The sequence below is a fragment of the Paraburkholderia sediminicola genome (assembly GCF_046026675.1).
In the GTDB taxonomy this organism is placed as follows: Bacteria; Pseudomonadota; Gammaproteobacteria; order Burkholderiales; family Burkholderiaceae; genus Paraburkholderia; species Paraburkholderia sediminicola_F.
The window spans coordinates 418,251-443,541 of the sequence record NZ_JAQQEY010000001.1 but is presented as its reverse complement, the minus strand read 5'-3'; the positions used below and the strand labels follow the sequence as shown (position 1 = coordinate 443,541).

Below are 25,291 nucleotides of genomic sequence, written 5' to 3'. Positions count from 1 at the left end.
TTTTTCTCTTGCTGTTTTTTCCTTCTGAAAAGCAATGCAGCGACGAGAGCGGGCGCCGCCGCTCTCGTCGCGTGGAAAATAGCGAATTTGACCAGCAGCATGACGCCACCAGCCGCCCTTACCCCATCATGTGGCATCACAAGCGCGTGCCGCCGTCAGTTTGCTAACGCGAGCAGTGCGCGGAAATACCGGTAGCGCGATCAAGGCGCACACGCTGGCTACCGCCCACACCATCGGCCACGAACCCACCGACAACAGCAGTGGAATCGCGAGCGGTGTCAGGAACAGCGTGAGAAAGACGCAGGTATTGCCGATCGCGAGTGCGGTGCCTGCACGGCTCGTCCCCGCGAGGGTCGCGAGTTCCGTGAAGGCAACGCCGTGCCATGCGGATGCGCTTATGCCGCCCAGCACGATCATCAGCGCGACCACCGCCGTCATCGCCGTGTGGTGCAGGCCGGCCAGACCCGTCACCAGGGCGAGCGATGCGAACAGCACCGCGGTCAGCACACTGCAGGCGCGCATGTAAGCGCGTCGATTGCCGCGCCGATCGGTCCACGCACCGCTCCAGACCCGCGCAATCGCAGCGCCCGTTTGCACGGCCGCCATCGTCAAACTGATCGCCAGCACACCGGCACGGCCGAAGTCGTGAAGAAAGACGGTCCCGAATGTCACGATGGCAATCTGCGGCACACACAACGTACCGGCGCCGAGCGCCACACGCCAGATGCCGACGTCGCGTAGCGGCGAAACCTTCGCCGGCGCAGCACCTATACCTGCTCCCGTAACCGCAGCGTTGCGAGCCGTACCCGCACCATTGCCTTCGACATGCGAAGGCTCGTGCAGCCACCACCATGCGAACATGGCGGTAATCGCACACGCAAGGGCCAGCACGGTATACGCGCTGGCAAAGCCAAATCTCGAGGCGAGCGCCGGCAGGATCAGCGCACCCAGGCCTCCGCCGGCCGGCACCGCGGTCTGGCGAATGCTCATCGCGAGGCCGCGCTCACCTTCGCGAAACCAGGCCATCACCGCACGGCCACTCGACCCGTTGACGCTGCCGCCGAGCAGGCCGACGAGCAACAAGCCCAGCGCGAGCGTCGCCACGCCCGGCACATGCCCGCCGGACGGCACCACGAACAATGCCAGCCCGGCTAGCGCCGCGGCAGTCGAAAGAAGTCCGAGCAACAGCACGCGGCGGTCACCCCAACGGTCGGTCAAGAGGCCCCATGGCAACTCGCTGACCGCGATGCCCAAGCCGAGCATGCCGAGCACCAGGCCAAGCCCGTCGTTGCCGAGGTGATAGCCCGAACGCAAAAACACGGCCGTGGTAGGAATCCCTGAGAAAGCGGCCGAAAAACTCGCGTTCGCCGCAAAGCCGACTCCCAGCACCTTCCACCGATGGCTCGCCGTACGCTCGCCCGGTACCCGCACGGCGGCAATCGAATCGTTTCCCATGACGGCCTCTGCAATGAATGAATTGGAGGTATCCTACGGCTGGGCAAACCATCGGAAAAGCCGGAAATTCAGATGACTTCCATCGGATATGCCGAATTATGAGCCAACGCGGATTTGACCTGACACAGCTGCGCACCTTCGTCGCCGTATCAGAATCAGGCAGCGTTTCGGCGGGCGCGGAGCGCGTGTTCCTGTCGCAGTCGTCGGTGAGCGAGCAGTTGAAGAAACTCGAGGAACGCGCCGGCCAGCCACTCTTCGTTCGCGGCAAGCAGGGTGTGACCGCCACGCCGGCCGGCAGCCGCCTGCTCGATCACGCGCGCCGCATCATCGCCATGAGCGAGGCGGCGTTCGAGGACCTGCAAGGCCGCTCGCTCGACGGGGAACTGCGCATAGCCATCACGGACTACTACCGTCCGCTCGACATCGCACGCATTCTCAAGACGTTCTCGGAACAGCACCCGCGCCTGAAACTTCACGTCACCGTGCAGCCGAGCGCTGTGATCGACAGCAGCGCCGGCGACGATGCGTCATACGACATCGGCCTCTCGTTGCGGCTCGTCACCGGGAGCGCACGCCCCACCAACCGGCGCGGCAGCGCGCAAAGCACCGTGGTGCGGCGCGAGAAACTGCTATGGGTCTGCGCGGCCGATGCCAGTCCGCGGCCTGCCACGCCTTATTCATTGGTATTGCTACCGTCGAGTTGCCAGTTGCAGCGCTTCGTCGTGAAACTCCTCGATGAGCACAAGGTGCCGTATCTGGTGTCGCATTCGGCCTCCGGGGTGGCTGGGTTGCAACTGGCGCTGAAGGCCGGGCTGGGCATTTCCTGCCTGAACGAATCGTCGATCGGCGGGGGCCTGGTGGCCTGTCCGCCGAGTGTCGGGTTGCCCGCACTGCCCGCTGTCGAGTTTCATCTGTTGCCGGGGCGAATCGGCGAAAGCGAACGCGTCAGTAATGCACGCACGGCGTTGATGCATCTCTTCAGTTGACGCGCTCCAAGTCGATGCACTCGTTGCGACTCAGGGAGCACGACAGAAACGCAGTGCATCAATCGCATTCGACGATGCAGTCCGCACTCGAACCAGACACAGAATAAATATTGAAGGCGCTCTAATCGACGCCTATGCTGATCAAATACATCACCGATTGGTCTAGCAAATTTTATTGACGCATCGGATAAATTCCTGCAACCTGCTACACGTCTGCGAGACGCATCAAGCGTTATTACTGCAGCCCGAAAGCCGCCACCCATTGGCGCACTCAGGCAGATCATTGCTTCATAAAGAAGTTGCATTGCCGCATCGCTTCAATACTGTGCCTCCTTAATAAGTCCGTTTCGATGTGCTGTTCATGCAGTCGTGATGAAAAAGAATTGGCAGGCTTGTCATGCATCGTTCATCGAATCCGATGAGTGAATTCACGAGCGAATGCATGAGAAATAAATAGCGAAAATAACCGTTCCCCGGCGAGGCTTGGCGTGCATCGTAGATCTATCGGATTTTCGATTCTGGTGGTGCTTTACGTCATGTTGCGTGGCGCGGCGTTCGCAGCCACCGACGCGTCAGCCGCGATGCCCTCGGCCATGGACGAGCGCGTGCGCGCCTGCACCTCGTGTCATGGGGTGCAAGGCCAAGGCCTGAACAACGATTACTTCCCTCGCATCGCCGGCAAACCGGCCGACTATCTGTTCAATCAGTTGACCGCGTTTCGTGACGGCGGCCGCACCTATCCGCCGATGGGTTATCTGCTCGCCTTTCTGCCCGACGACTATCTGCGCAAGATCAGCCAGTACTTCGCGGACCTGCAACCGCCCTACCCGAATGCCGATCACACCGACGTCGCACCGGCCGTGCTCGCAGCCGGACAACGGCTCGTCACCCAAGGCGACCCAGCGCGCAAGATCCCAGCGTGCATCGCGTGTCATGGAGCACGCATGACGGGGACGCAACCTGGCATCCCGGGCCTGCTCGGCCTGCATGCGAGCTACATCGCCGGGCAGATGGGTACCTGGCGCTCAGGCACACGTCACGCGCTTGCGCCGGACTGCATGCATTCAATTGCCGTCAAGCTGACCGACAAGGACATCACCGCGGTATCGAGCTGGCTCGCCCGCCAGCCGCGCCCTGCCGATCCACGGCCCGCGCCGGCGTCCGCTGAGCGGCTGCCGCTTGCATGCGGGAGCCAACCGCAATGAAGCCGAACTTCCGCTCGATCCGCCCTGTTGCGCATGCCATGACGAAGCGCCGTCGCACCGCTGTCTCCAGCTTGCTGGTTGCCGCCTTGATCGTCGTTGGCGGCACCGCGCTTTTCAGCGCACCGCGTGCATTGCTGATCGCTGAGGCGAGCGCGGCTGAAGCCGTGCCTGCTGCCACGACGGCAACGACTGCAGCGGCCGCTGGCGACAAAGCCGACACCCGCCCCGACATCGTCAAACGTGGCGAGTATCTGGCGCGTGCCGGCGACTGCGTCGCCTGCCATACAGCGCCGCGCGGCAAGCTTTTCGCCGGCGGCCTCGCTATGGATACGCCGTTCGGCACGCTGTATTCGCCGAACATCACACCGGACGCGCAGTACGGCATTGGCACATGGAGCGAGGAAGCGTTCTTCAAGATGATGCGCACCGGCCGCACGCCGGACGGCACCCTGCTCTACCCCGCGATGCCGATCGCCCAGTACACCAAGGTCACACGTGAAGACTCGAACGCGATCTTCGCGTACCTGAAATCCGTGGCGCCGGTACGCGAGCCGAATCACAAGCACACGCTGCGCTTTCCGTTCAACCAGCGCAAGCTGCTGTACGGCTGGCGCACGTTGTATTTCCGTGAAGGCGAGTTCCAGCCGGACCCGACCAAATCGGTCGAATGGAATCGCGGCGCGTATCTCGTCGATGGGCTCGGGCACTGCACGATGTGTCACACCAAGATCAACATGCTCGGCGGCTCGTCGCAAAGCGAGCAGTTCGCAGGCGGTCTGATTCCGGTGCAGAACTGGTACGCGCCCTCGCTCACATCCGATAAAGACGGCGGTCTCGGCGACTGGAGCATCAAGGACATCGTCGACCTGCTGCAGGCCGGCATTTCCGACCGCGGCGCCGTGTACGGGCCGATGGCCGAAGTCACCTATCACAGCCTTCAGTACATGACGGAAGAAGACGTCAAGGCAATGGCGGTCTATCTCAAGACATTACCGGACAAGAGCGGCCGCAAATCGGGGCCGTCCGCACCGACCAACACCAATGTGTTCGCGCTCGGCGAAAAGATCTACGCCGACAAGTGCGCGCTATGCCACGGCGCGAACGGCGAGGGCCAGTTGCAGCACTACCCGCCGCTCGCACGCAACCAGTCGATCGAAATGGACTCCGCGGTCAACCCGATCCGCATCGTGCTCAATGGCGGTTTCCCGCCCGGCACCGCGCGCAATCCCGAGCCGTACGGCATGCCGCCCTTCGGTCAGGAATTGAACGACACCGATGCCGCCGCCGTCGTCACATATATCCGCACTGCGTGGGGCAACCACGGCCAGCCGGTGACGTCCCGCGAAGTCAACGAATTGCGCAAAGCGCCGCTGCACTGAACCTGAACCACTGCACCGGAGAGTCTCCAGATGGAAGCGAACGATACCCGCAGCGCGGCCCCACCTACGGATGAAGAAGTGGAACGCGTCGTCGCGGCCGGCCCGCATGGCGCGATCGCCGTGGCCGGCGTCGCCACGCTGATCGTCATCGCGATCTGGTTCGGCTTCTACTTTCTTGTCTTTCTGCCGCGCGGCGTCATCCACTGACTATGTCGATAGATTCCAATCACCAACCGAGCAGCGGTCACGAAGTCGCCTTGCGCGCCGAGCGCCGTTGGGCGATTTTCGCCACGGCGCTGATCGTACTGATGCTCGCCGTCATCGTGTTCTCGGGGCTGCATTGGGCGATGATGCCGCCGTCGCGGGTCGAGACGATCGATCCTTCGCGCCTGCAACTGTCCGGCGAATTCGTCGAAGACAACCTCGGCAGCGCCGTCGAGCCGGATGGCTCGGTCGTTGTGCGTTTTGTCGCGCAGCAGTATTCGTTCACGCCGCAATGTCTGCTGGTGCCCGCCGACACGCCGATCACAATCCGCACCACCAGCGCCGACGTCGTGCACGGGTTGCTCGTGACCGACACCAACATCAACACGATGGTCGTGCCCGGCTATGTCGCCACGCTGAACACCCGCTTCGACAAGCCCGCTGATCACACCATGCCGTGTCACGAGTTCTGCGGCTTCGGCCATCAAACCATGTGGGCGCACGTCAAAGTCATCGACAAAGCCACGTTCTTCGAGCAAGCCCGACAATCACGGAGGCTCAGCTGTGTTTCACGCTAAGCGACTCGTTCTCGCGCATTTCTGGCTGGCCTTCATCGCGTTTCTGATCGCGCTGCTGCTCGGCGCGTGGCAGATGCTGGTACGTAGCCCGCTGGTGCCGTGGGTCGGCGACCCCGAACTCTACTACCGATCGGTGACCGCGCATGGCTCGGTGATGGCTTACGTGCTGCCCACGCTGGTTTCGATGGGCTTTGGTTACGCGATCGTCGAACTCGCACTTGCGCAGCGGCTCGTCGGTCTCAAGTGGGCGTGGGCCGCGTTCATCATGCTGGCGGTCGGCGCGGTGATGGCGATGGTGCCTGTCGCGCTAGGCAAGGCGTCGGTGCTCTACACCTTCTATCCGCCGATGATCGGCAGTCCGTTCTATTACCTCGGTGTGGTGCTGGTAGTGGTCGGTTCGTGGATCTGGGTCGCGCTGATGCATGTGAATCTACGCATCTGGAAACGTGCGAATCCCGGCAAGCCCATACCGCTCGCGATGTTCGCCAACGTCGCGGGCGCGTACCTATGGGCGTGGACCGCAGTCGGCGCGGCGCTCGAAATCCTGTTCCAGATATTGCCTGTTGCCTTCGGCCTCACCAACACGATCGATGCCGGCCTCTCGCGCATCCTGTTCTCGTGGACGCTGCATGCGATCGTCTACTTCTGGCTGATTCCGGCTTACATCGCGTACTACACGCTGGTGCCGCGTGCGATCGGCGGACGGCTCTATAGCGATTCGATGGCACGCGTGTCGTTCATTCTGTTCCTCGTGTTCGCGATGCCGATCGGCATTCATCACCTGTTCGCCGATCCACAGGTCGGCTCGGGCTTCAAGTTTCTGCATGCGGTGTTCACTGGCATGGTGTCCGTGCCGACGTTGCTGACGGTGTTCACCATCTGCGCATCGGTGGAAATCGCCGGCAGGTTGCGCGGTGGCAAAGGCGCGTTCGGCTGGTTGACCGCGTTGCCGTGGCAAAACCCGATGATGCTGGTGATCGCGTTTTCGTTCGTGATGCTGGGGCTCGGCGGCGCGGGTGGCCTGATCAACATGAGCTACCAGTTGAACTCGACGGTGCACAACACGCAGTGGGTGACCGGACACTTCCATCTGATTTTCGGTGGGGCGATCGTCATCATGTACTTCGCGATCGCGTACGAACTGTGGCCGCAACTGACCGGCCGCGCGATTGCGTCGGTGAAGTTGGTGCGTACGCAACTGTGGCTGTGGTTCATCGGCATGATGGTGGTGACGCTGCCGTGGCATTACGTCGGCTTGCTCGGCGCGCCGCGCCGCATGGCGTATTACGACTACAACATGCCGGGGATGGAATCGCAGGCGTTCTGGGTGGGGATGTCGGCGGTGGGCGGACTGATCCTGGTAGTGTCCGGTATGCTCTTCATCTACATCCTCGCGAAGTCGCAATTCGGGCCGGAGGTACAGCAACAGAGTTTCCGTTTCGCGAGCGCGGTGCAGCCGGTGGAGCACGTGCCTGCCGCGCTCAATAGTTTCGGCTTGTGGGTGGCGCTGATGATCGGGCTGACGGTCGTCAACTACAGTGTGCCGATCGTTCAGTTGCTCAGATTGCCGCAGACGTCGGTGCCGGCAGTTGTCGTCGGAGCGCAGCGATGAGTCAGGAACGCGTCTTCAGCTTGCGCAATCCGTGGTTCACGGTGAGCCTGGGCGGCACGATTGCGATTGCCGTGGTGGCGATATTGATCGGCTTCATCTGGTTGCCTTCCGCCAATAGCGCATTTAGCGATCGTGGTTTATGGGCGACGATTTGCAGCGCCGCGGGTGCGCCATCGAGTTGGTACGGTGGCGCCAATATTGCCGGCCCGGCGCCGAGCGAGGTGGTGGTCTTGCCGCCGTTACGGCGGGTGCGCGCCGACGCGAATTCGATTGGCCGCGGTGCGACGATTGCGACGCAGAATTGCTCGATGTGTCACGGCGTGCTGGGCACGGTGCAGGTGACGGCGCCCGCGTTGGCCGGGCAGTATGCCGACGTGATCTACAAAGAGTTGCGCGACTATCAGAACGGTGTGCGGCAGAACGCGGTGATGCAGCCGATTATCGCGGCTCGCAGCGATCAGGATTTGCATGATCTGGCGGCTTACTATGCATCGCTTTCTCGCGCGCCGGCGGCCGAGGTTGTGCCTACAGGCGTTGAACCGGATGCGAATGCGGTGAAGCTTGCGATGCAGGGTGATCCGCAGCGGAATATTGCGCCTTGTGCGGCATGTCATGGGCAGTTGGATCGTAAAGGGGCGGCGCCCTGGCTTGGAGGACAGTCGTCTATTTATCTTGCTGCGCAAATGCGGGCGTTTGCTTCCGGTGCCCGACATAACGATATTAATGAGCAGATGCGGAATGTGGCCCGGCAGATGACTTCGTCCGAGATTGATAGCGTGGCTAAGTATTACGCGGCTATGCAGTAACCGTTTGAGTCTGGTTTAGCCTTTGCGGCGCTCGACGCGGCGCGCAAGGTCGACCTGGTTGGAAGATTCGCCGACGCGCGTCGCGACATCGATAATGACCTGAATACCTGTTACCAGGCCCGCACTCAGCGGGCCATTTTTTTGTCCAATCTCTTACGCACATTCGGATATCCCTGACGCATTCTCAGATGCGTCCAATACCGCTTTCCGGCAAAAAAAGTCAGGCTCTACAGATAAGTTTTTCAACCCTGTAGGAGACTGATCCATGGCATGTACCACTGCCGACAAAACAATCTTCCTGTTCACCACAACCTGCTCGCTGATGAGATATCAACGTTATTGGGGTGATGACGCGCTCGCAAGATGGGAGCACCGCGCATGATGCGCCTTGTTCTCTGTGTGGGTGATCAACCCGAAACGGGCGGCTATATCGAGCCCATGACGATCGGCGTGCCGAGTTTGATCATGGGTCATCCCGTCGCATTTATCGGTGGCGCAGCGTTTTGCAATGCGTGCAGCGGTGTTGGCGTCATCGCCAAAGCGGAAGGCCCGCGGCGAAGAAAACATCGTGGCGCTGAGATCGCGCTCGAGGGTGACGCTCTGCTCTGCAAGTGTCCCAAGCCGCCGCGCATGGTGGCCGCCATGCAAAGCACATCGCGACACGATGACATGGCCGAGTCCATGGGCACGGTGACTTCGAGCAGGACCGCGAACGGCGAGGTTTCGTCTGTTGCCATGAGCGCTTACGACGAACAGATCGAAGCGAAGCAAGGCAGGCTGTTCGAAGGTTATCCATACTTCATCGAAACCGAAGATGGTCGCGTGGCGTCGGGACGTCTTGATTCGGCAAGGTGCGACGATGTTGCCAGACATTAGCTGGTCAGACCTCGGCGGGTCGAAGTCGATTTTGTTTTGGGAGATCAAGTGAAACGATGCGCGGTGAGCTTAGGCGGCTTTGCCTACGGCTTCGGCCTTACATGGGTCTGCCTATCCGTGCTAGATCATTTCCACTGGACGCGCCACCATGATCGGATAGCAACCGGATGCCATGAAATCGGAGAATGCCCCTTCCCTTGGTGGGCTTGGTTGTTTCTGATTTCGTACCTGTTTGGCCCTGCAATCATTCTAGCAACGATTAACGCAGTCGCATGGCGCAGGTGGTCTGTGAGGAAATGGGCTTGCGGTTGCTTCGGTGCAACGGTGTTGGTTCTTGCGCTATACGCAGTGGATTACTTTGTGTAAAGCCCTATTTGCAAATAGCGGGGGCACGGTACGTTTTCCAGAAGGCTAACAGACACCGCCAAAGCTGGGTTTCGCTCCCTTCGGGGCGCGAAAAAGAATTTTGTTTTGGGAGATTAAATGAGGTGGCGACTTTTCACAGCAGCTTGTTTCAGCGTGATCGGGATCGCAAGCATATTTGCATGGGCGTCTGTAGACGCCAAATTGTGCAAGATGCACCCCACCTTCTGCAAACCAAAGCTGGGCTTTTGCGGTGGAATAGACGTATGCAGCGCCGACGCACACGTGATGGTCGGACTCGCATTGATACTGACTGGACCGGCCGTGTTGTTTGGAATGTTGGGCTACCAGTTAAGCAAGCGAAACGCGAACACGCGTCAGCTATTTTCGTGGGGCCTGGCAGCCAATACCGTTCATTGGACGCTCACCCTTGCGGGCACGAGAGTTCTACCCCTATAGGTCACATCCCACTGCCTTTAGTAACGAACCTACGAATGCCAATCGGAGTCGCTTCATTTCGCCAAGGAGCGAGCGTGCTCGAGGAGCTGAGCTACTCAGATGCGAGCAAGTCAAAGCGCATCCTCTCTGGGGAAATCAAGTGAATCGTGCAGCATGGTCTGTGGCCTTCCTAGTTGTGGGGTTTTTGGTGTCCTGGCAATCAATGTTGTTTGCTAGTCGATTGGCAGGCTGGCACTCCTGGCCCTTAGTCCATAGCCGCTGGCATGGGTGCTGGGACTTTGAACAGTGCAGCGTTTCGTGGCTCGGCTATGCGGCGGCTTTCCTCTTTTTTTTCGGACCGGTTGTCGCTTGGGGTACCGTGGGATTTGCGCAAGCGAGAAGACTCACCATGTCTCGCGCTGCCATTGCCACGTCGATACTACTCGCAGGAACCAGCCTGTTTTACGTGGGTTTTTATGCCGTCGTATGGCCGTGACCACCGGCTAAAGTCGCCAAATTGCGTCGCATCACTGGCGCGCAAGTTTTGATTGCGGTGGAGTTGCCAGCGGGTTCACGGACGAGGCACGTCGATACCGAAGTCCCTGGCAACTACACCGTGTTTTGGGGCGACGAAGCCCTTGCGAAGCAACAAGGAAACTGACAATGCCAAACAAGCCGACCGTGGTTAGAACCAACTCGACACCCGGCTCTATCAAGGTAGTGGAACTGAAGGTGCTGACCTTTCAGGAACTGTGGGATAACTATCCATCTGGTGACCCATACGATGATCCGACGGGACAATACAAAAGCCAGTGCGCGATTCGTATGAGCGTCGCATTCCATCGTGTCGGTATCGCGATGCTATCTTTCTCCCAAAAGCTGGTGAAGCCAGCTCCACGCAGGAAAGACGTTGGTCGCCTCCTGCTTGACGGCAAACCGACGGCAACCCGCGCCTATAAGCTGGCCGAATGGTTGCAGTTGCGACCAATCGCAGGGCTTCAGAAAGCAGAGAATGTCACCGGTCCAGATTGGGTAAGTAAGGTCGAAGGGCGTACCGGCATCTTGTTCTTTTACGGATACTGGCAGCAGGACGGCGATTCGACGGATGATCTCAGCGGTGGACACATCGACCTGTGGAATGGTGAGAAACTGACAGGAATCGGTACAGGCCTTCGTGTCCATTGGAATATTGTGATTTCCGGCATCTGGTCGGATTTTCGAAAGTCCAAGACCATTCTGTTTTTCCCGATTCGGTGAATCGTCATGAGAGTGTTAGCGGGATTCCTTGCAGGAATAATCACATCCAGTCTCGTTTGTTGGGGCGGCCTTATTCTTTGGGGAACAGTTGTTTTGCGCGGGAATGGTAGTCTTTTCGACACCAATCCGACAATCGCTAACGCTTTCTTTATATGCTGGGGAGCTCTTGCCGTGATTTGTGGACTAGCGGGCGCGCTGTATAGTCAGAAGGCTAACGAACGGCGGCGCGGCTAGGCTGCACGTCAAAGTGACGAGAGAAAGCGAAACCTACGCATCATTCATTGATCACGCAGAGGTAGAACCCAGCGGCGAAATTTTTCTGCGCGGCGAGGATGCACAGCGGTTCGTTGTTGCCTGTCAGAGCGCCGGAATGGCAATCCTTGGCATCGAGGCGGCACGCATTGATGCCAATCAGGTAGTGCCATATTTCGATGTCATTGCCGACTATTCGCCGAGATCCGCTATGCAATGGGAGGCATATCAAGAGCGATGTAATCGGCTTGCCCAGGATTTTCTGCGGGAGACGGTTGAGCAAAAAGGCGAGGACACGTACTTTTGCTTTGAAGTCATGGATCGCGTTGAACATGCCGATTGCTTGAAACGATTCACTTCCACCTCTTAGAGGCATGACAACAAAGGCGCGAATTTCTCGCGCCTTTTTAGTTGCTGCGACGCGGCGGCCGCTAGTGTTCTTTAGTGTGCAATGGCAGAGGCCTGTGCGCCGGCTTCTGCTCGCGACGCGACCTTTGTACGCATCGATTTGGGTCGCGCTGTATCCGCGGGCTTCGCGTTCAGCTTGTCATCTGATTTCCTCCGCACTGCGTCAGACAGAAGGCTCGCGGCGCGTTTGGCGGTGATGCGGCTATGAGGCACGTCCTTCGCATCAAGCGCGATCACCTGGTACAGTTCGCGGTCGCATTCAATCTCGCGCTCGTATCCTTCGCCAGTTTCGACAAGCAGTTCCAGCAACGCCTGTTGGCTTTGCCGTTCTTCCCTTGTCATGCAGGGAGTCCTGCGTATTGAGGCCGCAAGCGTAACCAGTCTCTTAAGTTGATCCAACTGCCGGTTGCATAAATCGAAAGCTGAGAGCGCGAGTTTCTCGTACTGGAGCGCATCAACGGGCGCGCGTGAGGTTGCTTGAGGGTTCTTGGCAGATTTGCTCATGGTGCGATTTCCGGTTCGTTCCTGAATCGCCCGACACTCGCTGAAAGATGGGGTGAGCGGGCACGTGGCAAGGTTGACAGACCGGGCGAAATACGAAACCGGCGAGCCTCTCGGCTCCCTCACCACGACCCGCCCATTGAACGCGGCGCGCATAGGTGAGCACTACCCACTTTCGCGGGCAGTGCCGTACTTCGCTGCGGGCTGTCAAACCCGCGCCGTTTTGTCTAACGGCAGGAACAATCTAACGCACCTATTTTTTAAGACGATCAACCAAACAGGCTAAACGCGCGAATTATAACTAATCTTTACATTTGGCCTGGCGCGCACCTTGTACTGATTTTCATGCAGTGCACGCAAGCGCTCGATCACCCTTCAGCACGCTACGCGGTCAGCCGCATCAAGCCGCTACAAACTCACCCGCTTTAACCTTCCGCTGCGTAGCTGCAGCCCCACCTTGCCGCCCGGCAAAAGAAGAATCCCCACTCCCCGTCTGAAACACAGCCACCGCCGAAGTCAACCTCCGAGCCTGCTCCTCCAGCGAACTAGCCGCCGCGGCAGCCTGCTCAACCAGCGCGGCATTCTGCTGCGTCACCTCATCCATCTGCGCAACAGCCAGGTTCACCTGATCGATCCCGGTGCTCTGCTCAAGCGCCGCGGCCGCGATCTCACCCATGATCGAACTCACGCGCGAAATCGAATTGACAATCTCGGTCATCGTCGACCCTGAGCGCTCGACCAGCTGCGACCCTGCCTGCACTCGCGCCGTCGATGCATCGATCAACCCCTTGATCTCCTTCGCCGCCGCCGCGCTTCGCTGTGCCAACGATCGCACTTCGCTCGCCACCACCGCAAATCCACGCCCTTGCTCGCCCGCGCGCGCCGCTTCGACCGCCGCGTTCAGCGCCAGAATATTAGTCTGAAAAGCGATCCCTTCGATCACGCCAACAATGTCGGCAATCCGCCGCGAGTCGTCGACGATGCCATGCATCGTGCCCACCACCTGCTCCGTCAGATCGCCACCCTGTGCGGCCAAGCTCGACGCACCTTGCGCCAGCGAACTCGCCTGCTTCGCGTTGTCCGCCGTCTGCTTGACTGTCGAGGTCAGCTCCTCGATGCTCGCCGCCGTTTCTTCGAGCGATGCGGCCTGCTCCTCGGTCCGTTGCGACAGGTCGGTATTGCCCGCGGCAATCTCGCTCACGCCCGTATCGATGGATTCCGTGCCGTGACGCACAGCGTTCACCGTCTCGATCAGCGAGTCCTGCATCTTGCGCAACGCCGCCGCGAGGCGACCCATTTCGTTGTTGCTCGTCACGTCGATCTGGCTGGTCAGATCGCCATTGGCAATCCGCTGAAACTGCGCAATGGTCGCGTCGACCGGGCTGACAATCGCGCGCACCATAACCGCTCGGCCGATCAATGCGCCCAGCAGCGACAACCCCATGCCGATCGCCACCGCAACGCAGATCGCGTAGAACAGGTCCTGTGCATCCTGATAACGCTGGGCGCCGTGATCGAGTTGCAATTGCTCGAGCGTGAGCATGGCCTTCTCGTACGCGCTGTAGAGCGACGGCAACTTGTGCGCCTGCAACTGCTCAAATGCGGTCTTGTCACCAGACTTGAGCGCGGCCAGCGCCGGTTCGACACCGTCGTGCAGGAAGGTGTCGCGCTTGTCCTGCATGTCCTTGATCAGGCGCTGTTCGTCGGCATCCGCGCTCGCACGGCTCACATAATGGGCAAGGCGATCATTCGATGCTTTCTGATACTGATCAAAGCGCTTGAGCACCGCGTTCGCGCCGTCCTGATCGTTCAGGTCGACCAACGATGCGTAAGTCGCCAGCGCCAGACGCAGGCGCAGCAGTTGTCCAGCGCTTCCTTCGAGGTCGGCGACTGCGGGTGTGTCCACGGTGTACATCTGCTGGAGCGACGCGTTGCTCGAACGCAACGACAACAGTCCGGCGGCTGCGCCGAACAGCAGCACCACGCCGAAGAACACAATCATCAAGGTAAGGCAGGTTCGAATCGACAGATTTTTCAACATCGGGCTGGTCTCCATTGGGCTGCGTGACCGAATGTTCAGAAAACTAGCCTCGGCCACGCGTGCTGCGCCCAAGCCCATACGGCCAGGTCCGCAACCTTTGATCAAAATTTAAGCGAACGCCACATAGATGGTCTACGGCGGGATTACAGAAAACTTTATGGTTGATGGCGCATACGTTTGCGATACATCAACATATGAGCGGAAGTCGGCCGATGTTTGAGCAGGGGCATTTGCGGGACTACCCGGGTGGTCGGCAGGCGGCGGTTGGTAGAAAGTGACGAAGCACGCGTATCCGGAGCATTTCTATGTCAGAAATAGGCTCGGCCCTGCTGGTTTTCGCTTTATTGCTTGTCGGAACCGGCTTTGGCGTCTGGGTGCGACCGTTGCTGCCAGAGGAACACAAGGCACACGAAACCGTGCAACTCATCCAGTTGGTTATCGGCATGCTGGTGACGTTTGCCGCTTTGGTGCTCGGATTGATGACGGCGTCCGCAAAATCCAGTTTCGATACCGAATCGAATGATTTGCGCACCTATGCGGCCGACCTGATCGAGTTCGACACGACCTTGCGGGAATACGGCAGCGATACCGATGCGTCCCGTAACCTGCTGCGCGTCTACACCGCCGCCGCGATTGCATCGACATGGCCGGGCGAGCCCGCTCCAGCCGGTGACTATCCGAGGAACATCGGGACACAGGACGACTCGCAGAAGCTGGAGAACGTACGGCTCGGCGACATGCTGACCGTGGTGGGCAGGCAGCTACGGCAACTGCGAGCGCACGATCCATTGCAACAGCGCGCGCTCGATGATGCCTTGGCGCAATATCGGCGAACGGTGGATGCCCGATGGAAGATCATCGAGGAAGCGCACAGCTCAATTTCCATGCCTTTTTTGATGACGCTGACGTTCTGGTTGTGCGTGATTTTTCTCAGCTTCGGATTGATTGCGCCGCGCAATGCTTTGGCTTGGGTGACCATTTCACTTGGGGCAGTATCGATTGCTTCTGCCATTTATGTGATCGTCGATCTGGATACGCCGTTTACCGGGCCGATTGTCGTTTCCAGTTTGCCGATGAGAGATGCGCTCGAACATCTCAGGCGGTGAAACCTATGTTCTGACTGGCTTCAAACCCGGAGATTCTCCTGGCGCGATCGACGATCGGCTTATCAACCAGTTTGCCGTCCACTGCAAACGCCCCTTCGGGATGCTCGCTGCAAGCGGCCAACACCCGCGCGGCCCATCGCCGCTCCGCTTCGCTCGGCGCGAACCCGCGATTCACCGGGTCCACCTGTCTGGGATGAATGCAAAGCTTTCCGGTGAACCCAAACCGCCGCGCGGTAGCAATCTCCTCAGTCAACCGCTCAAGGTTATCGAGCTCCAACGTCACTCCGTCGATTGGTGCAGCGAGGCCTGCATACCGCGATTCGATCACCATTTGCGAGCGCACGTAATCCAGTTCAGCGCCAAGCCCCTCAATCCCTGCATCGCCGCAAAAATCAACCGTACCGAATGCAAGCCGCGCGACTGACGGCGCGGCGGCAATCTCGCGCATCGCCACCACGCCCGCGACGGTCTCGATCAGCGCCACGAGCCTTACCTGCGACGGCAACCGCGCAGCCACATAGGCAAGTTGCTGTGCACTGTCTGACTTTGGCACCATCACGACCGAAGCGCCGGAGCGACCAACCATCTCCACGTCTTCGGCATGCCACGGCGTGCCCACCGCATTCACGCGAACAATCAGCCGCGAACGATCCGCGGTCATCAGCCAGCGCTGCAAGCCCTCGCGTGCGTGCTCCTTGGCGGCCGGTGCGACCGCGTCTTCCAGATCGATCACCACCGCGTCGGCGCCCGTGTCGAGCGCCTTCATAAAGCGCTCGGGCCGGTCGCCTGGAACGAACAGATAACTGCGTGCGTCCATGTTGCTCTCCTTCAGAAGCACGCAGCCAGGTGCTGCCTAGTTCGCGTGCCAGTCGAGTTGAAACGTTTCGGAATAACTGTAGCGATCGGCCGGGTGAACACTGATCGTCAGTTCCACCAGTTGCCCACGACGGTTCAGATAGCGGCGGCACAACCACAGCGCCGGCGAACGCGCCTTCGCGTTCAAACGTTGTGCGAGTTTCGCCGGCATCGCGATCGCGCGGATTTCCTGCTGCACTTCGGTGATCTGCTCGCCGAACTGTTTTTCGATCAGCGTGTAGATCGGCACGTGAGACCGGCCGCTCAGCCCCGTCAGCGATCGGAATGCCGGATGGATGTACACCTCGGTATGGCAGATCGGCTCGACGCTGCCTGGCGTTCGGCGAATGCCTTCGGCCAGCAGCCACGTTTCTCCCGGCTTCGCGTTCAGTCGCTCAAGCAGTTCCGCATCGTCGATCTCGATTGTTTGCGTCGAGGCAATCTCCAGCTCGGTGTCGGCCGTATAACGGTGCAAATCGCTCAGCCGCTCCATCACCTGACGGTATGCGGTCTCGCTCTGCGTCGCCTTCACGCGGGTGCCGATGCCGGGCCGCCGGTCGACGAGGCCGCGCTGCTCCAGTTGCTTGATCGCCTGCCGCACCGTGAAGCGGCTCGCGCCGAACTGCTCGCATAACTCGAACTCGGTGGGCAGCAAGGCGCCGATGGGAAACCGCCCGCCCTGAATCTCGTTGAGGAGCGTCTGTGCCAGCTGCATGTAGCGCGGCTGTTGCCCAAGGACTGTCGTGGTGGCCATCTCGGTGTGCAATGAAGTGAAGGAGCGGGCAGTTGTACCCGCCCGGCCTTATTGCACCACACCCGCCTCCCTCAGCAAAGCAATCCTTTCAGCGCCATAGCCCAACTCGTCGAGGAGGCGCTGGGTATCCTGGCCGATATCCGGTGCGGCGCGCATCGGCAGTGCTTCGTCGACCCGTACCGGTGCGGCGACGCCGCGAATCTTGCCGAAACGCGGATGCTCGGCATCCACCACGCATTCGCGCTCCGCGACGAACGGATTCTCCAGCGCCTCCTTGACGTCGAACACCGGAGCGGCCGGGACGCGGCCGCCGAACCGTTCGAGCCACTGCGCGGTGGTCGCGGTCGAGAGCACCGCGTCGAGTTCGGTCTGTACCAGCTCACGATTCGCGAGACGCGCCTGAAAGTTGGAGAAACGCGGATCGGTGACCCACGATGGTTTGTCGACCACTTCGGCAAGCACGCCCCAGAACTTCTCCTTATTGCACATCAGGAAGATCCAGCCGTCCTGCGTCTTGTACAACTGGCTCGGTGTGAGCGAAGGATGCGACGAGCGGTTCTCGCGCCCTGTCACCACGCCGCCGTTCAGATACCACGTTGCAACATAGGCGAGGTTATGCAGCGCGACATCGAAGAGGCTCACGTCGATATCACGCCCCTTACCCGAAGTCTTCGCATCGACGAGACCGGCGAGCAGCGCCATCGCCGCGGTCGTGCCGGTCATCAGATCGATGATCGACAGACCGAAACGTGCCGGCGGACTATCGGGCTCACCAGTCACCGACAAATAACCCGCCTCGGCCTGCATCAGATAGTCGTAGCCAGGCCACGCCGCGCGGCTGCCGGTACGGCCATACGCAGACAGATGCGCGCAGACGATCTTCGAGTTCGCCTCGCACAACTGGTCGTACGTGAGCCCGAGTTTCACCGGCAGATCGCCGCGCAGATTGTTGAACACGGCGTCGCTCTTCTTGACGAGGTCCAGCAGGACAGCACGCGCTTCAGGCTTCTTCAGATCGAGCGTCAAGCTGCACTTGTTGCGATTGAACGCTTCGAAGAAGTGGCTATCGCCTTCGCCGAAGAAATACGGGCCGACCGCGCGGCCCACATCGCCGCCATTGCTCGGATGCTCGATCTTGATGATCTCCGCACCGAGGTCCGCGAGATGCTGGGTCGCGAACGGCCCGGCTCCATACTGTTCGATGGCGAGCACACGAACACCGGAAAGGGGCAGGCTCATACCGGACTCCGTTCGATCAGCTGTTTGGCGATGATGATGCGCTGCATCTCGTTGGTGCCTTCGCCGATCACCAGCAGCGGTGCATCGCGGTACAGCCGCTCGACGTTGTATTCCTTCGAATAACCGTACGCGCCGTGAATGCGCATCGCCTCGATGCTGTTTTCCAGCGCGGCTTCGGTGGCGAAGTATTTCGCCATACCGGCTTCCATATCGCAGCGCTCGGCACGGTCGTACTTCTGCGCGGCGGCGTCCACCAGCAGGCGGCCGGCTTCGGCGCGCGTTGCCATTTCGCCGAGCTTCAACTGAATCGCCTGGTGCTCGCAGATCGGCTTGCCGAAAGTCTTGCGTTGCTGCGAATAGCTAACCGATTCTTCGAGCGCCGCCAGCGCAATGCCAACGCCACGCGCAGCCACGTTGATGCGTCCGAGTTCGAGGCCGCCGAGTATCTGCTGCAGGCCCTTGCCTTCCACGCCGCCGATCAGTGCATCGGCCGGGGCGTGAAAATCGTTGAACGATAACTCGCAGGTATCGATGCCTTTGTAGCCGAGTTTTTCGAGCTGACGGCTGACTTCGAAGCCGGGTCCCTTCTGCACCAGCAGCAGACTCATTCCCTTATGACGCGGCTGCGCGGTTGGGTCCGTCTTCACCAGTAGCGCGAGCGTGTTGCCATACTTGCTATTGGTGATCCAGGTCTTGTTGCCGTTCACGATGTACTCGTCACCGACACGTTTTGCGGTGGTGCGGATCGCCTGCAGATCGGTGCCGCAGTCGGGCTCCGTCAGGCCGATACCACCCCGCCATTCGCCCGTAGCGAACTTCGGCAAATATTTGCGCTTCTGTTCGGGCGTGCCGTTTCGTTGCACCAGCATCGCGAGAATCAGATGGGAATTGATGATGCCGCTCACCGACATCCACACGCGCGCGATCCGCGTGATGATCTGCGCATACGTGCGGGTCGATAGGCCCAAGCCGCCGTACTCGGGATCGATGATGCAACCAAACAAACCCATCTCCTTCATCTTCTCGACGATCTCTTCCGGGTAGATGTCGTCGTGATCGAACTTGTGAACGTAGGGCCGCACTTCGGTTTCAAGGAAGCGGTCCAGCGAGTTGAGAATCAGCTGATCGTTGTCCAGTGTGTCGAGTTCGGTAGCGGTCATGATGACGTCCTTGAAGATTCGGTGGATCCGGCGAGCGTGTCGGCAAGCTCGCGCGCCGGGCGTTCGTCGAGTTGCAATACGGCTTGAGCGATCTGTTCAGCGGTGCTGCGGGATACGGTGCGCTGAGCGTTCGCGTAGAATTTGGTGACGATGTCGTCGTTGCTCACGGGGCGGTCGGCGCAACCACGATTGATCGCCTCGCGATGTGCGACGCGTGTGCCGTCGTTGCGCTCCACCACAACCTCACCGGTGTAGTGACGTGGGAAGGTGGTATCCGGATCGATCTCGTAGTCGACGCGTGCGGCCAGCGCCAGCACGGCGGGATCGGCAAGCGCGGCCGGTTCGAGTTCGTCGAGCGTGAAGCGGCCTTTGAGCAATGCGGTGGCGACGATGTAGGGCACGCTGAATTGTGCGTCGTAGCTGCTCACCGCTTTGCGCTTCGGCCCGAGCGGCTCGCAGACGACCTCAACCGTTTCGCGCGGCACCTTGGCTACCACGCGTACGATCGAGTCGAGGTTTTGCGCCGAGAAGCGATGTTCCTGATGCAACGCGATCGCCGCATCGGCCACCGCGTGCGTGAAGTGGCAAGCTGGCAGCGGCTTGATCGCGACTTCATCGATTTGCCACGATCTGCCGAGTCCTTCGGCTGCAAGTTGCTGATCAGCATTGTCGAGGCGCTTGCCCAGATGGCTGGCGTACAGGCCGAAGCGTCCTTCGTAGGCCGAACGTGGACCGGTGAAACCGTGCTTCGCGAGCGTCGCGGCGGTGATGCCGGACGCGGCGGCGAGACCCGGATGAACGCGCTTGGTCCACGCGCCGTCTTCGAGGAATTCGAGGCTGCCAGCGGCCATCGATAGAACGATGCCTTGTGCGTGAGCAGCCTGAGGATCATCCAGATGCAGCAAACGCGCCGCCGCGACCGCGCAACCGAACGTCCCGACCAGGCCCGTCGGATGAAAGCCGGCCTGATGAAAACCGCCCTTCGCGGCGGATGCAACGCGAGTCGATACTTCCATCGCGACGATATAGGCGCTGAGCAGATCCGCGCCGCTCATTTCGTCGCGGTCGGCGAGCGCCAGGACACAAGGCAATGCGCTGGTCGTCGAATGGATGACGCCGCGAGAATGCGTGTCGTCGAAATCGAGACCGTGAATCAGCACGCCGTTCATCATCGCGGCATCGCGCAGAGCGAGACGCCTGCCAAAACCGATCACCGGCGAGGCGCCGCTGCCGAGTTCGGAAAATGCCGCGAACGACACATCGGCGTAAGTATAGCCGCGCGATGCCAGCGCGATGCCGACGGCGTCGAGAATCAGGTGCTTGGCGCGCGTCTGCACCGCGCGCGGAACATCGCGCAATTGCAGACTCAAACCGAAACGCGCGTACTGATCGGAGAGCGTGACGGATGGACTGAGTGAAGTCATGTCGATTTATCCTTGCTGCGTAGCGGGCATCGGATCGGAATGGGTGTCGAGGCTCGGCGAGATCTGCTCAAGCGCATGCTGATTGGTCTCGACGCGCAGCAGCAGAATGCCGACCACCAGCAGCGCCAGCACGCCGCTCACCATCGCCAGCACACCGGACACGCCAAAAGAGTTGTAGAGCAGCACCGCAAAATACGGCGTCGTCATTGAGGCAGCGCGTCCGCATACGCCCGCCGTGCCGGTACCGCGCAAACGCAACTCGGTCGGAAAGAGTTCGGGAATGTAGGCAAAGAGGCCGAGCGTCGCGACTGTGTAGATGCAGGTGATCAAGACAAAGCCGACCAGGCTGATCGCCCACCCCGCGTGCATGTTCGGGTAGACGAAGCCGACCGCGATGGTCGCGATCGCGAAGACCACAAGACCACGCGCACGGCCGAGACGGTCCGCACACAGAAAGCCGATCACCGCGCCGCCGGGCGCACCGAACGCCATCAGCGTCGTGAAGCCGAGCGACTGCACGATGGTGAGCCCTTCCTTCACGAAGAAGGTCGGCAGCCACGCGACAAAGCCGTACACCGAAATATTCACCGCGACTGCCGTCAATGCGGCAACCAGCGTGCGGCCGAGCATCGCGTGCGAGAACAGGGCGGAGAACGGCGCTTTCGGTACTTCAAGACTTTCAGTGCGATCGACCGGTGGCAACGGCCCCTTTTGACGCTGCACCTGCTGTTCGATCGCCGAGACCGTCGCCTCTGCTTCTTCGGCGCGGCCCACCGATTCGAGCCAGCGCGGCGATTCAGGCATGCGATGCCGCAGCACCCACACGATGATCGCGCCGACACCAGCGATCGCGAACATATAGCGCCAGCCGAGATGCGGGATCACGACGTAGCCGACTGCAGTCGACACCAGCAAGCCGGAGTTGATAATGAACGCGAGCAACGCGGTCCACCGTCCGCGTGAAGCAGGCGGAATGAATTCGCACAAGGTGCCGGCCGCGACCACCAGTTCGGCGCCAAGGCCGATGCCCATGATCAACCGCAAGGCGATCAGCCAGGTCATGTTCGGGACGAAACATGCGGCAATCGACGCGATGCCGAAAATCAGCAGGTTGGTCTGATACGACGAGCGGCGCCCGAAGCGGTCACCCAGATAGCCGGCGAAACCGGCGCCGATCAGCATGCCGAGAAAGGTCACCGAGATGAACAACGCGTTCAGCCGCAGATCGGAGAAGCCCGACTTCACCATTGCGCCGAGCGCGCCGGCTGCGAGATAGATGTCGAACGCGTCGAGAAATGCCCCGGCACTGATGAGACCTAGAACCTTCCAGTGGAAGGACGCGATAGGCAGGCGATCGAGTCGCGCGCCCGAGTTGACGATACCGATAGCCACCTTTGTCTCCTTGGTGTGCATGCCGCTCTGCTTACGCTTGCCGCATTGCGGCGCGTTGTTCGGGCGCCGCCGGGATTCGCGCGCCGCGTGCTCTTGCTGACAGGTTGGCGCTGCGTGCTGCTGTTTGTTTTGTCTGACTGCGCGAGTCGTGGGCTCGGTGTCGCAGCGATTCGAGCCGTGCAGCCGTGTCAGTCGCCTACGCCGTTTCCACGCGTCGGCACCAGTGCGCTGCGCACGAAGTCCATGATCGGCGTGCCGTCCTGCTTGAACGCGCGAGTCTGCACGGTGACGATGCCCTGCCCCGGACGAGATTTCGATTCGCGCTTTTCGAGTACCTCGGATTCCGCGTAGATCGTGTCGCCGCAAAACACCGGAGCGGTGAGGCGGATCTCTTTCCAGCCGAGATTGGCGATCGCCTTGCCGCTGACGTCGTTCACCGATAGCCCGAGCACCACGGCAACGGTGAGGCCGCTATTGACGAGCAACCGGCCGAACTCGCTTTTGGCCGCATAGGCGGCATCGCAATGCATCGGATGGAAATTCATCGTCAGCAGCGAAAAATGGATGTTGTCGCCTTCGGTGATGGTGCGCCCGGGCCGGTGTTCATAGATATCGCCTACGTGGAAATCTTCGAGGTAGCGGCCATAGCTAGCGCGGATGCGGGTTGTTACTGCAACGTCGGACTCCATGCTCGTCTCCTGTTTTCGGGTTACTTGTACGCATTTGTTACTTTGTCCGTACAAAGTATGAATTCAGTATTGTCGGCGGGAGGGCGAAAGTCAAGGCGGGTTTGTGGAAGCTGAGCCGCAATCCGTCACAAACGTGCCGCTGAGGCGCGCCGGACCATGTCGGAAGGTTTACCCTCGGGGGCAGTAAAACTGCTATCCGGCAGCGCACCGATCGGCTAAATATCGAAGGAAGCGCTGCGTGAACGGCACCGCCTCGCGCCGTCAACCAGGCAGGCGATTCGCCCGTGGCCCCAATAAAAAACCCCGCTCGGAAGCGGGGTTTTTTGCATTCACGTATCCGACGCCAGCGTCAGAACGGAATATCGTCATCCATCTCATCAAACCCACCACCAGCCGGCGCGCTCGGACGGCTCGAACCACCACCGCCACCACCGCTGCCGCCACGCGAGGCGCCACCACCCGAAACCGCGCGACCACCGCCACCGCCACCGCCACCACCGCCGCCGCCGCTACGCTCCGACGGCTCACCGCGGCTGTAACCACCTTCGTCGCCACCGCCGCCGCCCGTCGAACCGCCACGGCCACCCAGCATTTGCATCTGCTCAGCGACGATTTCGGTCGAGTAACGGTCAGTGCCGTCCTGAGCCTGCCACTTGCGGGTGCGGATGCGCCCTTCCAGGTACACCGACGAACCCTTCTTCAGATATTCGTTCACGATTTCAGCAAGCCGGCCGAAGAACACCACACGGTGCCATTCGGTTGCTTCCTTCATTTCGCCGGACGTTTTGTCCTTGTACCGATCCGTTGTCGCAAGGCGGATGTTCGCCAGTGCGTCGCCGCTCGGAAGATAACGGACTTCCGGATCGGCTCCGAGATTGCCGACGAGAATGACCTTGTTCACGGATGCCATGAGTTTCTCCTGTTGATTCTGTTACGGGCGGCGCGGCAACGCGCGGTTCGCGTCTCATGGCCGGCAGGCCGGAGACCAGAACTGCGCCTCTGCCCGCCACCGGGTGAGTTCTGTGAGTTCCGTTACGCCTTGCGCGGCGGCTGTTTCATATTTGCCGCGATTATAAGCCAGCAAAAGACGAGCCCTGAGCAAGTAAAAAACACCGCGCTCTGACCATCCACTTTCAGCAGCCAGCCGCCGACCACCCCACCTAGCGCAAGACCGATCGACTGCGTGGTGTTGTACACGCCCGCCGCCGCACCCTTGCGGGTTCCCGGCGCCAGTTTCGACACCAGCGAAGGCTGCGATGCTTCAAGAATATTGAAGCCGAGAAAGTAGACAAAGAGGATCGCCGCCACACTCAGAATCGTATGCGGCGCGACGCCCAACAACAACTGTCCGATCAGGATAAGACCGATCGCCGACAGCAGCACGATTTTCATTTTTCCGCGCTTTTCCGCGGCGATGATCGCCGGGACCATCATCACGAACGAGAGGCCCATCACCGGCAAATACACCTTCCAGTGTGACGCGACCGGCAGGCCGCCGGCTTCGAGAATGCGCGGCACGACGAGGAACAACGCGGTTTGCGTGGCGTGCAGCACGAGTACGCCGAAGTTCAGCCGCAGCAGTTCGACGTTATGCAACACCTCGGCGAACGGCGCGCGCACGTGCACGGGCTTGGGTGCATCCGGCACGACCCACAGCACCAGGCCGATCGCCAGAATCGAGAAAATGCCGACCAGCGTGAACAGGCCGCTCATGCCGACCCACTGGAACACGATCGGCGCACCGACGATTGCCACCGCGAACGAAACGCCAATACTGCCGCCAACCATCGCCATTGCCTTGGTGCGATGCTCTTCGGAGGTCAGGTCGGCGATAAACGCGATCACCGCGGACGACACCGCGCCCATGCCCTGAATCACCCGGCCGACGATGATCCACGTCATGTCGTGCGCGCCCGCCGCGACGAAGCTGCCAAGCGCGAAAATCAGGAGACCGGTCGCAATGACCGGCTTGCGGCCGATCTTGTCGGAGATCCAGCCATAGAAGATGTACAGCATCGACTGCGTCACGCCGTACGCACCCAGCGCGATCCCCACCAGCAGCACGTTGTCGCCGCCGGGGATGGTCTTCGCGTAGATCGAGAACACCGGCATGATCATGAAGAGACCGAGCATGCGCAGCGCGAAGATGGCGGCAAGCGACATGGTCGCGCGCATTTCAGGCGCGCTCATGCGTGAGGATGTAGCGGACGGATTGGACATCGGGAACGTTCTTTGAATGAGCGGGGCGACAAACATACGGCGCGGCATTCGGGCCGGCGGCCTTGCCAGACGCTCGTCCGGAGCCTCGCGG

General features: G+C 60.5%; 23 protein-coding genes. 10 read left to right on the top strand and 13 right to left on the bottom strand.

Features of this window, described 5'->3' with window-relative positions:
* Nucleotides 1–126: 126 nt before the first annotated feature.
* Nucleotides 127–1,455, bottom strand: a complete 1,329-nt coding sequence (locus tag PQQ86_RS01980; RefSeq protein WP_408264506.1) for an MFS transporter — start codon at nt 1,453–1,455, stop codon at nt 127–129.
* 98 nt (nt 1,456–1,553) lie between these two features.
* Between PQQ86_RS01980 and PQQ86_RS01975 the strand changes: the two genes are divergently transcribed.
* From PQQ86_RS01975 to PQQ86_RS01935, 9 genes are all read left to right on the top strand, one after another.
* A complete protein-coding gene (locus PQQ86_RS01975) occupies nt 1,554–2,441 on the top strand; it encodes a LysR family transcriptional regulator (protein WP_408264504.1) in 888 nt (295 codons plus the stop codon).
* A gap of 488 nt (nt 2,442–2,929) precedes the next feature.
* Nucleotides 2,930–3,646 carry a c-type cytochrome gene (locus PQQ86_RS01970; protein ID WP_408264503.1) on the top strand — a complete coding sequence of 239 codons (717 nt, stop codon included), beginning with the start codon at nt 2,930–2,932 and terminating at the stop codon, nt 3,644–3,646.
* Nucleotides 3,643–5,025 (top strand): c-type cytochrome, encoded by a 1,383-nt coding sequence (locus PQQ86_RS01965; RefSeq protein WP_408264501.1) that lies wholly within the window; start codon nt 3,643–3,645, stop codon nt 5,023–5,025. The genes PQQ86_RS01970 and PQQ86_RS01965 overlap by 4 nt, the downstream gene beginning before the upstream one ends.
* A gap of 30 nt (nt 5,026–5,055) precedes the next feature.
* Complete coding sequence (locus PQQ86_RS01960) at nt 5,056–5,232, top strand: hypothetical protein (RefSeq protein ID WP_166618295.1); 177 nt, start codon at nt 5,056–5,058, stop codon at nt 5,230–5,232.
* A gap of 2 nt (nt 5,233–5,234) precedes the next feature.
* Nucleotides 5,235–5,807 carry a cupredoxin domain-containing protein gene (locus PQQ86_RS01955; protein ID WP_408264500.1) on the top strand — a complete coding sequence of 191 codons (573 nt, stop codon included), beginning with the start codon at nt 5,235–5,237 and terminating at the stop codon, nt 5,805–5,807.
* Nucleotides 5,794–7,419, top strand: a complete 1,626-nt coding sequence (locus PQQ86_RS01950; protein WP_408264498.1) for a b(o/a)3-type cytochrome-c oxidase subunit 1 — start codon at nt 5,794–5,796, stop codon at nt 7,417–7,419. The genes PQQ86_RS01955 and PQQ86_RS01950 overlap by 14 nt, the downstream gene beginning before the upstream one ends.
* On the top strand, nt 7,416–8,225 hold the full coding sequence (locus tag PQQ86_RS01945) for a c-type cytochrome (RefSeq protein WP_408264496.1): 810 nt from the start codon (nt 7,416–7,418) through the stop codon (nt 8,223–8,225). The genes PQQ86_RS01950 and PQQ86_RS01945 overlap by 4 nt, the downstream gene beginning before the upstream one ends.
* Before the next feature lie 378 nt (nt 8,226–8,603).
* Complete coding sequence (locus PQQ86_RS01940) at nt 8,604–9,101, top strand: PAAR domain-containing protein (RefSeq protein ID WP_408264494.1); 498 nt, start codon at nt 8,604–8,606, stop codon at nt 9,099–9,101.
* Between the two features lie 1,464 nt (nt 9,102–10,565).
* Nucleotides 10,566–11,159 carry a type VI secretion system amidase effector protein Tae4 gene (locus PQQ86_RS01935; RefSeq protein ID WP_408264492.1) on the top strand — a complete coding sequence of 198 codons (594 nt, stop codon included), beginning with the start codon at nt 10,566–10,568 and terminating at the stop codon, nt 11,157–11,159.
* A 274-nt stretch (nt 11,160–11,433) separates the two neighbouring features.
* Here PQQ86_RS01935 and PQQ86_RS01930 read toward each other — a convergent pair whose 3' ends face one another.
* From PQQ86_RS01930 to PQQ86_RS01920, 3 genes are all read right to left on the bottom strand, one after another.
* The gene (locus PQQ86_RS01930) at nt 11,434–11,745 is read right to left on the bottom strand and encodes a hypothetical protein (RefSeq protein ID WP_408264490.1); all 312 of its coding nucleotides are present in this window, start codon (nt 11,743–11,745) and stop codon (nt 11,434–11,436) included.
* A 107-nt stretch (nt 11,746–11,852) separates the two neighbouring features.
* The gene (locus PQQ86_RS01925) at nt 11,853–12,323 is read right to left on the bottom strand and encodes a hypothetical protein (protein ID WP_408194592.1); all 471 of its coding nucleotides are present in this window, start codon (nt 12,321–12,323) and stop codon (nt 11,853–11,855) included.
* A 397-nt stretch (nt 12,324–12,720) separates the two neighbouring features.
* Nucleotides 12,721–14,361, bottom strand: a complete 1,641-nt coding sequence (locus tag PQQ86_RS01920) for a methyl-accepting chemotaxis protein (protein ID WP_408264488.1) — start codon at nt 14,359–14,361, stop codon at nt 12,721–12,723.
* A gap of 305 nt (nt 14,362–14,666) precedes the next feature.
* Between PQQ86_RS01920 and PQQ86_RS01915 the strand changes: the two genes are divergently transcribed.
* Complete coding sequence (locus tag PQQ86_RS01915) at nt 14,667–15,467, top strand: bestrophin-like domain (RefSeq protein WP_408264486.1); 801 nt, start codon at nt 14,667–14,669, stop codon at nt 15,465–15,467.
* Here the strand turns inward: PQQ86_RS01915 and PQQ86_RS01910 are convergent.
* The 9 genes from PQQ86_RS01910 to PQQ86_RS01870 all read right to left on the bottom strand — a co-directional run bounded on the left by PQQ86_RS01910 (nt 15,457) and on the right by PQQ86_RS01870 (nt 25,200).
* Nucleotides 15,457–16,284 (bottom strand): HpcH/HpaI aldolase/citrate lyase family protein, encoded by an 828-nt coding sequence (locus PQQ86_RS01910; RefSeq protein WP_408264484.1) that lies wholly within the window; start codon nt 16,282–16,284, stop codon nt 15,457–15,459. The two genes, PQQ86_RS01915 and PQQ86_RS01910, sit on opposite strands and share 11 nt — an antisense overlap.
* A gap of 36 nt (nt 16,285–16,320) precedes the next feature.
* Nucleotides 16,321–17,076 carry a GntR family transcriptional regulator gene (locus PQQ86_RS01905; protein WP_408264482.1) on the bottom strand — a complete coding sequence of 252 codons (756 nt, stop codon included), beginning with the start codon at nt 17,074–17,076 and terminating at the stop codon, nt 16,321–16,323.
* A gap of 48 nt (nt 17,077–17,124) precedes the next feature.
* Nucleotides 17,125–18,315, bottom strand: a complete 1,191-nt coding sequence (locus tag PQQ86_RS01900) for a CaiB/BaiF CoA transferase family protein (RefSeq protein WP_408264480.1) — start codon at nt 18,313–18,315, stop codon at nt 17,125–17,127.
* The gene (locus PQQ86_RS01895; protein WP_408264478.1) at nt 18,312–19,475 is read right to left on the bottom strand and encodes an acyl-CoA dehydrogenase family protein; all 1,164 of its coding nucleotides are present in this window, start codon (nt 19,473–19,475) and stop codon (nt 18,312–18,314) included. Before PQQ86_RS01895 ends, PQQ86_RS01900 begins: the two co-directional genes overlap by 4 nt.
* Nucleotides 19,472–20,899, bottom strand: a complete 1,428-nt coding sequence (locus tag PQQ86_RS01890) for an MmgE/PrpD family protein (protein WP_408264476.1) — start codon at nt 20,897–20,899, stop codon at nt 19,472–19,474. The genes PQQ86_RS01895 and PQQ86_RS01890 overlap by 4 nt, the downstream gene beginning before the upstream one ends.
* A gap of 6 nt (nt 20,900–20,905) precedes the next feature.
* Nucleotides 20,906–22,312, bottom strand: a complete 1,407-nt coding sequence (locus PQQ86_RS01885; protein WP_408264474.1) for an MFS transporter — start codon at nt 22,310–22,312, stop codon at nt 20,906–20,908.
* A 167-nt stretch (nt 22,313–22,479) separates the two neighbouring features.
* The gene (locus PQQ86_RS01880) at nt 22,480–22,980 is read right to left on the bottom strand and encodes a MaoC family dehydratase (RefSeq protein WP_408264472.1); all 501 of its coding nucleotides are present in this window, start codon (nt 22,978–22,980) and stop codon (nt 22,480–22,482) included.
* Between the two features lie 349 nt (nt 22,981–23,329).
* Complete coding sequence (locus PQQ86_RS01875; RefSeq protein ID WP_408264470.1) at nt 23,330–23,890, bottom strand: single-stranded DNA-binding protein; 561 nt, start codon at nt 23,888–23,890, stop codon at nt 23,330–23,332.
* A gap of 122 nt (nt 23,891–24,012) precedes the next feature.
* A complete protein-coding gene (locus PQQ86_RS01870) occupies nt 24,013–25,200 on the bottom strand; it encodes an MFS transporter (RefSeq protein WP_408264468.1) in 1,188 nt (395 codons plus the stop codon).
* Between the last annotated feature and the right edge of the window lie 91 nt (nt 25,201–25,291).